Consider the following 7,212-nt stretch of genomic DNA (forward strand, 5'->3'; position numbering starts at 1 on the left):
CAGGTGTGAACCATTGCAAATCAGAAAAAGCTGTCTCAAACATCGAATGACATCCCGGAATCTTCGCGGGGGGCAAGATCTGCGTACAGGACAGGGCGTGCAGTGTCGGGTGCCTTCTCATCATGACCGGAAAACTCGGAAATCTCGGCGATATCCCACACAACAGTGCCCTTGTCAGTCAATGCCTCGTCATCTGGTTCATTAAACCTGAACTCTTGTTCTAAGGCGAAATCTATCAACAATTTCATCTTTTTCTCCACTTGTTACACGCCGGGTCAACTATGCCGGCGGAATGATTGCTAATTCAGAGAATTGTCAGTGTGATGTCGCGTTCTGTATCTTTGGTATCAGCAGGAAAAAAGCGGTTTGGTGAGTTACCTCTCACCACCGCAGTGTTTTCTGCGCACTGATACAATTGAAACAATTGCAGACGTCCTTTCGACAAGGACGGTATCTATTTTGCGAAAAGACGCCGAAGCAGTTTTGCAGAGGAAAATCGAGAACGATCATTTAATCTTGCTTCGGTTTGCACCGGGCAGGTCGAAATGCGAAAATGGTCAGCGACAAAGGTGCATTTTACATGAGTGAAAACAACTTCCGCCTTCTGGTATGCGATGACGAAGCCCATCTTCGAGAGATGGTTTCAGAATATTTTGTGGACCGGGGATACCTCGTAACTCAGGCAGAAAATGCGGATCACATGAACCGCATGTTGTCTATGTCGCCGGTCGATCTCATTATTCTTGATCTCAAGATGCCCGGGAAGGATGGACTCACTGCATTGCGGGAGTTGCGGCAGGACACCAGTGTTCCTGTCATTATGCTTACTGCTGTATCCGAAGTTTTTGATCGGGTGTTAGGCCTCGAAATGGGCGCGAATGACTACATCGGTAAGCCTGTTGATCTCAGGGAGCTCGAAGCGCGCGTAAAAGCCGCCATACGAAGTCGGGGTGTGGCTGCTATGGATGGTCCAACGGCCCCAAAGACCCGGCGCAAAGACACTGTTCACCTTGGCCCGTGCCGGCTTGATTTAGATGGTGCCCGGCTTTTTGGCCCGGACGGGAACGAAGTGGCCATGACTGCGATGGAGTACGATCTGCTCCGCGTTTTTGTAGAAAACCGTGGCCGCGTGTTAAGCCGCGATCAGCTACTGGAACAAGCTCATGACCGGGGCTGGGATGCGTTTGATCGCTCCATTGATCTTCGAATTTCAAGGCTTCGGCGCAAGATAGAGATTAACCCGACAAAGCCCGATGTAATCCGTACCGTGCGGGGTCTCGGCTATATGCTTGGATAAACCACTAAGCGATATGAACCTGTATGGGCCGCGCTGAGCAGGCGTTCATTGTGCCTGACGAGAGAGAATACAAATTGCCGTCTACCTTTCAAACAAATCAGCAAAACTCAGAAAACACACTCATCGTTGATGCATTTGGGGCAATGTCACTCGGGGTCATACTGTTTGATCCGGAAATGCGGTTTCTGCTGTGTAACGACCAATACCTGGATTTTTTTTCGTCTGGCACTGTACAGCCTCCGAAAGAGAACGAGACGGCACGGGACATTGCGACACGCTATTTCAGGGATGGAAGGTTCGACGCCACGAGCGGCTTTGATGTTGATGGGTTCCTCGAGCTGATTTCAACATGCGGGAAAGATCTGGTTGTCACTCGACGTGACGGTCGCAGATCCGCGCTGTCTTCACACCAAACGAGCCTCGGCAACTATCTGGTATCATGCTCGGAATTGACGGCTCTATACCCGGATATCGAAGCTCAGGCGAACCTGGCCGTGGTCAATGATGCCATTCAGGCACTGGATGAAATCCTGGTGATGTTCGACAGTGACCTGAAATTTGTGATGGCGAATGAGCTGTACTATGAGGCGTTCTTTTCCGACTACCCTCGTCCCGCAATTGGCGAATCCGCTGCCAACATACTGGCGCGTATGTACGACGTAGAATTCTTTATTCTCCCGGACGTCGTGACAAAAGAACTGTTCATTCAGGGCGCGATTGCGGATATGGGGCGTTATCTGAAAGACTCCATCTTTGAGACCACAGACAACCGGGCAATGACCGCCTCCATCCATAAAACAGCATTGGATGGGTATCTGATTTCCTTCAAAGATATAACTGAGCAACGTACAGCCAACGAACGTGCTCTGGCGACTGTGACTGATGCTATTCAGGCGCTGGATGAAGCCCTGGTTCTGTTTGATGCAGATCTTGGTTTTGTTATGGCCAATCGTCGTTGGTATGAGCTTTTCATCAAAGAGTTGCCCGCACCGGAAGTTGGTGAGAACGCAACAGCGCTGATAAGACGGCTGTTGGACTCTGGCTTCTTTGCGCTGCCGCAAGATCTGGGTGAAAAGAAATTCATCCAAACCGTTCTGAAAAATGTAAAGAATTACGCAAAGAACATTCGCACGGTTACGCGAGACGGAAGCATTCTGGAAGGATCTGCACATAAGACCGCACTTGGCGGATACCTGCTCTCCTTTAACGATGTCACTGATATTCTGACAATGCAGGAAGAGTTGGAACATCAACGTGTTGTGGCCCATCAGAACGAAAAGCTGTCTGCTCTTGGTGAATTGCTGGCAGGCGTCGCGCATGAACTGAATAACCCACTGTCGATCATCGTCGGATATGCACAAATGCTTGAAGGTACTGTGACTGACCCTGTCGTTATGAAACGCGTAGACAGGATCAGCCAGGCGGCAGACAGGAGCGCGAAGATCGTAAAAACCTTTCTTGCCATGGCGCGTCAGCGGCCGACCCAGATCGAGAGTTGTTCGATAAATGAGATTGTAACGACGGCACTGGACATCGCAGGTTATGGATTGCGGTCAATCGGAACCGAGATTGAACTCAGCCTGGACCAGAGCGTGCCGATGGTGACCGGCGATGCAGACCAGCTGGCACAAGTCTTTACCAATCTCATCGTCAACGCGGAACACGCGCTTGCGAATATGGGGGGAGATGGCAAGCTGTGTCTTCATTCTTATTTTGATGCGTCTTCGGACCATGTCCTTGTTGAGGTTAAAGACAACGGTCCCGGAATTTCGAAAGATATTCAGTCGAGAATCTTTGAACCTTTTTTCACAACCAAGGAAGTCGGCAAAGGCACTGGCATAGGCCTCGCATTTTGCTACCGGATCATAAAAACTCACGAGGGTTTTTTGAATGTGCACTCGACTGAGCAAGAAGGCTGCTGCTTTCAGGTTGGCCTTCGAGCGTCACGAGGAGATGTGGCAGAGCTCACAGACGACGCACCGAAGCGGCACAGTTTTCAAAGCGAACATATCCTGGTCGTCGACGATGAGGTCGATGTGGCTGAATTACTTGCAGATCTTCTTTCCGTAGCGGGGCATACAGTTCGCATAACCAACAATGCCGATGACGCCTTGAAACGGCTGAAGGCAGAAGAATTCAGTGCTGTTTTGTGTGACTTCAAAATGCCTGACATCGATGGGGAAGAGTTTTTCCGTCTCATCTCGGTACATGCGCCCGGGTATTTGTCTCGGATCGGTTTCATCACTGGCGATATTATGAGTAAAAAAGTCGCCGAATTTTTGAAACGAACCGGACGACCTCATATCGAGAAGCCTTTCGCGTCTGATGAACTGGATGAACTGATAAGCCAATTGGGTGTGACGCGTTAACAGGGGCGATGTTTACCTTGTTTCCCATCACTTAATCAGAATGATCTGTACTGCAAAGGGTGTATTTCAGGGTCAGAAAGCCGAAATCTTCTTTTCGGATTGCGCGGAATACCGGCTATGGTCGCAGGTCCCGACTACCTTGCGACAATCATCCATTTCCCATCGTATTTACCCCAATAAGTTCCGGTGTTCCAGGAGAGAGAGCCGCCGCTCTCCTGAACGTCAACATGGAACGGAGAGGCAAAGTCGGCGTTTAAGACTTGATAGATGCGACCACCCAATACCGGTTCAGCTACCAATTTCTGTGCGAAAAGTGCATCATCATTACTCAGCATTTCGCGCATATGATCCTTCACGGTTTCTATGGGTGCACCTTGCGCAGCATAGTCCCTCAACATCGGTTCATGAAGCAGAATGGCATCATCGATCTTACCAGATCGCACGCTTCGTTGAAATTTCTCAACCGCTTCCATTAAACCGCTGGCATCACTTACCTCGGCTTTTGTGTATTCGGCATCCACCGCGTGATTGATTTGAAATGGAAAGGCTTCGACACGTCTTCCACTAAAAGTAGAGCTTTTCAGGATTTCTTTATCAGCACTGCCGTCGCAGACACGCACGAGTTTAAATGTGGCGGAGATCGTGCCGGGGTCGCCGACGAAATCAACGGTTACAACGTTATTCCCGCTGACTATCCAGTTCTGTACCAGCTGGACACCGGCGATGAGCCCTCCACCTCCGTGGCCCAGATGAGCACCATTAATTGACATCGTGAACCAGCCGCCGGTTGTTTTGTATTCCATTTGGTGGACCGGGTCGCATGCGGTGGCTGACGTTGCTCCCAGCGTTGCTCCGGTCGCGATCCCCAGCACGGCAGTTTTTAAATTGAACATACAGGACTCCGGTAAGTTTGATTGAGTCTTGATCGATTCCGGTTTGACGCCTCCCTTATTCAGAACGATGTCGTTTCTCGTAAGGTTTGTATCAGGCCAATTTCATCCACAGAGTGTCTTGATACAATTGAGCCGAAATTTAGCGTTTCACGACATCATGCTCACACCCGACGCCTGTAGCAAATCCGTGGCCAAACCTGGCTGGGCAAGCTCCGGCGTGCCCGGATCCAGACCCGCCAGGAGCGCGTTTTTATATCCGTTTCAATTTGAAAGCGCCTCGGAAACCGTCCTGGGAGTTATGAAAAATGCCAAGAAAATGTATGCGAAAGCTATTCGGCAGTCTGTGCATGGCATCGACAATTCTTTTTTTGTCCGGATGCAAAACCTCGGAGCCGGATTACTTTTTTGACCCCTACAGATATGCTACTTTCGACCATTTTCTCGATGCAGCTTTCCAGGCAGTGAACGATGCCGAAATCCGGGCCGCGACTGGTGCCGAAGGCCTGAAGGGCTCAGGTCAAAGACTGGACTTCACGATGGTTTCCCACAACTTTCGTACGCCTCATCCTGATGTGGTGGAGATACGCAATGTGTTGATAACAAGTATGAACGGCGACTGGAACGTCAGTGGTGTCTCATCAGAGGGAATTGACGGGGTCATATTGAACCGGACTGAAGAAAGTGAGAACAGCAGACAGTTCGTAGCTCCACCTATGTATATTCCATACTCGAAGAACGAGCGAGTGGTGTTTTCCTTCAGTCTTGTATTGACGACAGACGGTGAAGAGAAGGTGATTGAAATCAAAAGACGATTGAGCACCTGGTACACGGACTCAGATTTCTACAACATGGGGCGCTGGCTGATTGAAGTGACGGGTCTTTGGAGGCCTTAGTTGAGTTGATGCAATTGAAACAAAACCAGACATAAAGCGGACCACAAAAACCGGTATCCATGCCCCGGATAATTAATTCCAATTGGTGTCGGGGGGTGGAAAATTGTCTCAGTTCATTTTTTCAGAACGTGAAGGCTACGAAGAAGGCTTTTCGGAGATTTATGACCGTGAGCTCGTTCCAATCCTGCGAGAAATGGAAACCGCACGTAGAAAAGGCATTCATCGCAGTCGGGTCTGGATCGCGATTTTGGCGATTGTTTCGGCTTACCTGGCCTGGCAAGGATTCAAGTTGCACCCTGTGCTGCCGTTGTTTCCTGTGCTCGCGGGTGCCGGAGGCGTCTTGTTTGTCTGCCTCAGCCGCCACGACAAATTGCATGATGAACTAAACAGCATCGTCAGGCCCGTCGTTTGCCGCTTTTTTGAGGGAACCACATATACGGAGGCGCCGCTCAAGGATGCCTTCCCGGTGGATCATTTGCGCAGCCTAAATCTGATACCTGTTTGCGATCATAACTATGTGGGGCCATCAGTCGAAGGCAATTGGCGAAACACGGACTACCGTATGACAAAGGCTTCTTTCTACAATGAAAGACGTGACAGCGATGGCGACCGCAGAAGCACCCGGCTTTTTTCGGGAGTAATTTTGGAAATTGAGTGTTACGCAGATATGCCCACGATCGTCTTTCTCCCGGATTTTGGCCCGACGTTGAATAAAGTCTTTGCCTGGGCGACACAAACCAACCGTCCTGACCAGAAGCTCCATTTCCCTATTGATGCCGTAGAAGAGGTTTTTGAGGTTTATACTGACGACCTTCAGAGAGCACAGGAACTGATAACGCCGGAATTTGGATTAAAGCTGCTTGAGTTTTCAAGAGAGTACCAAACATCAAGTCAGCACATTGCTGCAGCGTTCAAAGGCAAAAAATTCTACCTCGCAATTAGGCTAAACCACGATTTCATGAACTTCGATGTATTTGGAGCTCCACTATGTGAAGCCAATGGCAAGATTCACGAAGCGTTGGCTGATATGGTAATTCCGAGAAAGGTCATCGATGATCTCTTAGATTGACATGAAAACCACGAAGAAAGTGGTTGGAACCCGAGCTCACTTGATTAGTTTCACGCAGGGCGCCGTCACTGCTTTCGGCAAGACATCTTCGAAACTATCGGACCACAGCACCTTGCCAGCAACCTCGTTCATTTATTCCGATGAAAATTTTTGAAGATTCAATCGGTTTCATTGAGCAGCCCCACTTGAGTGGTCCAAATTGAAAGTTAGTGCATGATTGGCCTTTGGTCCATCAAGACGATGGCTTCAGGCGCAGGCGGGCGGTAGCCCAAAGCACTGTGTGGTCGCTTGGTGTTGTAGTGGTTCCTCCATCTTTCGATAATGATTTGGGCCTCACGGAGCGAATAGAAGATTTCACCGTTGAGCAATTCATCCCGCATTCTCCCATTGAAGCTTTCACAGTATCCGTTCTCCCAAGGTGATCCAGGCTCTATATAAGCCGTCTTGGCACCGACACCTTTGATCCAATCCCTGACGGCCTCAGCAATGAACTCAGGGCCATTGTCTGACCTGATGTAAGCAGGCACACCGCGCAGAATGAACAAGTCAGTCAGCGCGTCGATGACCTGGTAATCTCCCCATTTTTAGAGGGGCGCGTCAGTAGAATCTAAGCTGCCTTCAGTTTTTGTATCGGGGTTATCCCGCCGATCCCCATGTTTGGTCTTTCGTTGTTGTATGTCCATAGCCAATG

6 protein-coding genes and 1 pseudogene are annotated in these 7,212 nt (G+C 49.7%); 4 read left to right on the forward strand and 3 right to left on the reverse strand.

Features of this window, described 5'->3' with window-relative positions; genetic code table 11:
- Positions 1 to 35: 35 nt before the first annotated feature.
- Positions 36 to 248: a hypothetical protein gene (locus ACOTTU_RS24235; RefSeq protein WP_425661998.1), complete on the reverse strand. Its 213-nt coding sequence runs from the start codon at positions 246 to 248 to the stop codon at positions 36 to 38.
- A gap of 332 nt (positions 249 to 580) precedes the next feature.
- Here ACOTTU_RS24235 and ACOTTU_RS24240 point away from each other — a divergent pair, with 332 nt between their 5' ends.
- Both ACOTTU_RS24240 and ACOTTU_RS24245 read left to right on the forward strand, forming a co-directional pair.
- The gene (locus ACOTTU_RS24240) at positions 581 to 1,297 is read left to right on the forward strand and encodes a response regulator (protein ID WP_425662000.1); all 717 of its coding nucleotides are present in this window, start codon (positions 581 to 583) and stop codon (positions 1,295 to 1,297) included.
- A 23-nt stretch (positions 1,298 to 1,320) separates the two neighbouring features.
- Positions 1,321 to 3,666, forward strand: a complete 2,346-nt coding sequence (locus ACOTTU_RS24245) for an ATP-binding protein (RefSeq protein WP_425662002.1) — start codon at positions 1,321 to 1,323, stop codon at positions 3,664 to 3,666.
- Between the two features lie 134 nt (positions 3,667 to 3,800).
- Here ACOTTU_RS24245 and ACOTTU_RS24250 read toward each other — a convergent pair whose 3' ends face one another.
- Positions 3,801 to 4,559 (reverse strand): hypothetical protein, encoded by a 759-nt coding sequence (locus ACOTTU_RS24250; protein WP_425662004.1) that lies wholly within the window; start codon positions 4,557 to 4,559, stop codon positions 3,801 to 3,803.
- Between the two features lie 347 nt (positions 4,560 to 4,906).
- Here ACOTTU_RS24250 and ACOTTU_RS24255 point away from each other — a divergent pair, with 347 nt between their 5' ends.
- Positions 4,907 to 5,452: a hypothetical protein gene (locus ACOTTU_RS24255; protein WP_425662006.1), complete on the forward strand. Its 546-nt coding sequence runs from the start codon at positions 4,907 to 4,909 to the stop codon at positions 5,450 to 5,452.
- Positions 5,453 to 5,555: 103 nt separating this feature from the next.
- The gene (locus ACOTTU_RS24260) at positions 5,556 to 6,521 is read left to right on the forward strand and encodes a DUF3137 domain-containing protein (RefSeq protein WP_425662008.1); all 966 of its coding nucleotides are present in this window, start codon (positions 5,556 to 5,558) and stop codon (positions 6,519 to 6,521) included.
- 206 nt (positions 6,522 to 6,727) lie between these two features.
- Here the strand turns inward: ACOTTU_RS24260 and ACOTTU_RS24265 are convergent.
- Positions 6,728 to 7,087, reverse strand: a pseudogene (locus ACOTTU_RS24265) (integrase core domain-containing protein); the annotation flags it as partial.
- Between the last annotated feature and the right edge of the window lie 125 nt (positions 7,088 to 7,212).

Origin of the sequence: Roseobacter sp. EG26, assembly GCF_049830555.1 — a bacterium.
GTDB lineage: Bacteria > Pseudomonadota > Alphaproteobacteria > Rhodobacterales > Rhodobacteraceae > Roseobacter.

What these genes read in the sequence shown, in the direction of transcription:
- ACOTTU_RS24235 (WP_425661998.1), bottom strand. Translation starts at nt 248, where the DNA reads ATGAAATTGTTGATAGATTTCGCCTTAGAACAAGAGTTCAGGTTTAAT.
- ACOTTU_RS24250 (WP_425662004.1), bottom strand. Translation starts at nt 4,559, where the DNA reads ATGTTCAATTTAAAAACTGCCGTGCTGGGGATCGCGACCGGAGCAACG.
- ACOTTU_RS24255 (WP_425662006.1), top strand. Translation starts at nt 4,907, where the DNA reads ATGGCATCGACAATTCTTTTTTTGTCCGGATGCAAAACCTCGGAGCCG.
- ACOTTU_RS24240 (WP_425662000.1), top strand. Translation starts at nt 581, where the DNA reads ATGAGTGAAAACAACTTCCGCCTTCTGGTATGCGATGACGAAGCCCAT.
- ACOTTU_RS24245 (WP_425662002.1), top strand. Translation starts at nt 1,321, where the DNA reads ATGGGCCGCGCTGAGCAGGCGTTCATTGTGCCTGACGAGAGAGAATAC.